The sequence below is a fragment of the Methanoregula sp. genome, from assembly GCF_002835825.1.
GTDB lineage: Archaea > Halobacteriota > Methanomicrobia > Methanomicrobiales > Methanospirillaceae > Methanoregula.
In genome coordinates this window covers 1-2,730 of record NZ_PIZH01000292.1, presented here as the reverse complement: position 1 = coordinate 2,730, position 2,730 = coordinate 1, and the positions used below count along the sequence as shown (strand labels likewise).

The following is a 2,730-nucleotide window of genomic DNA, read 5'->3' as shown; positions in this document are numbered from 1 at the left end:
CGGTGTTGTTGTCATCGTTCGCTTGGTGTTCCCCAACGGCAGAGGCGGGATGCAGCGGGACACCCAGATGGGCCGGCGGCTGGTTTAGGAGGTGCAATCGTCCGGCGATGCCATCATCGGGGAAACGGTTCGGGGGATTGTCACGGACTGGAACAGCGGCGCTGTAACACTCGACGGGTACACAGCGCAGGAGATGACAGGGCACCCGCGCTCCCGGATCATCCCCCCGGACCGGCAGGAGGAGAAGCTCCGGCTCCTGGAACGGATCCGGCAGGGTGAGATTGTCGAGCGTTTCGAGACCGAACGGATTACAAAAGACGGCACGCACATCCAGATCTCCCTTTCCTTATCCCCGATACCGAATAATCGCGGGGAGATCGTCGGGATCTCGGAGATTGCCCATGATATTACCGAACGGAGGCGACTGGAAAAGGCGATCCTGCACCAGAAGGAGCAATGGGAACTTACGTTCGATGCCGTCCCGGACATGGTTGCAATCATCGACAGCGGGTTCCGGATTACCCGCGTGAACAGGGCAATGGCCGATCGCCTGGGCGTCACACCGGCAGAGGCGGTCGGGCTCCGGTGCTTTGATGTCGTCCACCATACCGCCATTCCCCCCGGGTCCTGCCCCCACCGGCTCCTTCTCAAAGACGGCCTGAGCCATTCAGTCGATATCCATGAAGAGAACCTCCGTGGTGATTTCTTCCTGACCGTCTCGCCCATCCGCGATCCTGACGGAGCGCTTGCCGGGAGTGTCCACATCCTCCATGATATCACGGAGCGGAAAACGATGGAAGCCGCGCTCCGTAAGAGCGAGGAACGGTACCGCACCGTGATCGAAAATATCCAGGACGTCTTCTTCCGGGTCAGCAGGGAGAATACCATCGTCATGGCAAGCCCGTCGGCACTGAACGTATTCGGGTATGCATCGGTCAAAGACCTGATCGGATTGCCAATTTCGTCCCTGTGGAAAGACCCAAAGAAACGGGAAGAGCTCCTCGATGTATTGAAGATGCGGAACGGTGCTGTGCAGGACTGGGAGGCCGAATTTAAGAAATCCGACGGCACGGTGTTCTGGGTATCCCTCACGGTCCGGTTGCGGACAGATGGAGAGGGGGATTATGCCGGGACCGAGGGGATTGTCCGGGACATCTCGAAACGCAAGAAAGCGGAGGAGGCCTTAAAAAGCGCTCTCAAAAAACTGAACATGCTCTCCTCCATCACCCGCCACGATATCTTAAACCAGATCATGGGACTCCGGGCATACCTGGAACTCTCGAAAGAAGACCTCAAAGGCACAAGTCATGAGGCGTTCATTGAAAAGGAGGAACAGGCGGCAGAGGCCATACAACGGCAGATCGAATTCACGAAGTACTACGAGGATATCGGGGTCAACGAGCCCCGGTGGCAGGACGCCGGGGCAGTCGTGAACGAGGCACTCACCCAGCTCAACCCGCCCGGCGTCGATGTGCAGGTGGCGGTCAACTGCATCGATATCTTCGCCGACCCCCTGATCGTCAAGGTCTTCTTCAACCTCATGGAGAACTCGCTCCGGCACGGGGAACGGGTGACGGCGATGTCCTTCTCTTTACAAGAAACCGATGGCAGTCTGGCCATCGTGTACCAGGACAACGGCGTTGGGATCACGCTTGATGACAAGCAAAAACTCTTCCGGAAAGGGTTCGGGAAGCACACCGGTCTTGGGCTCTTTCTCTCCCGGGAGATCCTTGCGATCACTGGTATCTCTATTGTGGAGAACGGTGAGCCGGGCAAGGGTGTGCGGTTCGAGATCACTGTGCCGAAGGGTGCATGGCGGGTAGCTGGGAAGGAGTGAGGGGGCAGGAGCTGTCCGGTATCCTGGTCTCCCCGTATCCGACCCTCTCTCCGTTCTCCCGATACCTGCAGATCTCCGGCTCATGGAGGGGGATTCCTGTCATGATGACAAAGTTTTAACCATTTATGCGCATATGAGTAAATATCGTACGGCCAGCGTACGGTTGGTGAACACATGCCAGAAGAGACCACACACACTACCTCTGATAAGAACAACGATGACAATCTCCCCCTGCATACCTGTGCATGTGGAGAACAGCACCGGCACGGCCCGGGCAGCAGGAGCCACCGGGAAGAATGCACGTCCGACAAGAAGTTCGGGGACTCCTGCTGTTGCGGGCCCGTCCATGCCGGCAACCCGCACCGCTGCGGCCACGGGCCCCGGTGCCAGTGAGATCTTCTCACCCATTTTTTAGGAGTTTTACGGTCATGCACCGCCATCCGGAAGTGCCCGAACTGCTGGAGCAGTACATGGAAGCATCCGGAACGGCAGAGTGCTGGGTCACGGTCCGGGATCTGCGGACATTCTTCCGGATGGATGAGACGACAGGCCCCGCCATCTCGGGGTTCCTGCAGCGGATCCACCACGGACCGTTCCCTGCGTGCCGGTACCGCGTGACCCGGATGGAGAAGTTCCGCGATACGGCCCCACCCTACCGGATCATCAAGAAATATCTGGTCCAGGCCCGGCCTGCACCGCGATCGTTACGGTCTGCCGACAACCGGCCGTGATCCGGTCCCGGGTAAACTTGGTATAGTATTCGTCATACACTATTGATCAGGAGCACCTGATGGCAGCAGAAGAGGTCCCCGGAATGAACGAATGCCCCCGGCGCGGGCGTCCCCGCAGGAGGCGCACCATTGCCGGCAGTCCGGAGTCCCGCTGCTACAAGC

At 58.8% G+C, this 2,730-nt stretch carries 3 protein-coding genes; all 3 read left to right on the top strand.

The genetic code is table 11. The features are described from left to right. Positions 1 to 91 precede the first annotated feature (91 nt). Positions 92 to 1,837 (top strand): PAS domain S-box protein, encoded by a 1,746-nt coding sequence (locus CW742_RS10005; protein WP_292419892.1) that lies wholly within the window; start codon positions 92 to 94, stop codon positions 1,835 to 1,837. Between the two features lie 174 nt (positions 1,838 to 2,011). After that, a complete protein-coding gene (locus tag CW742_RS10000; protein WP_292419890.1) occupies positions 2,012 to 2,230 on the top strand; it encodes a hypothetical protein in 219 nt (72 codons plus the stop codon). A 35-nt stretch (positions 2,231 to 2,265) separates the two neighbouring features. Beyond that, positions 2,266 to 2,568 carry a hypothetical protein gene (locus tag CW742_RS09995; RefSeq protein WP_292419887.1) on the top strand — a complete coding sequence of 101 codons (303 nt, stop codon included), beginning with the start codon at positions 2,266 to 2,268 and terminating at the stop codon, positions 2,566 to 2,568. Positions 2,569 to 2,730 lie beyond the last annotated feature (162 nt).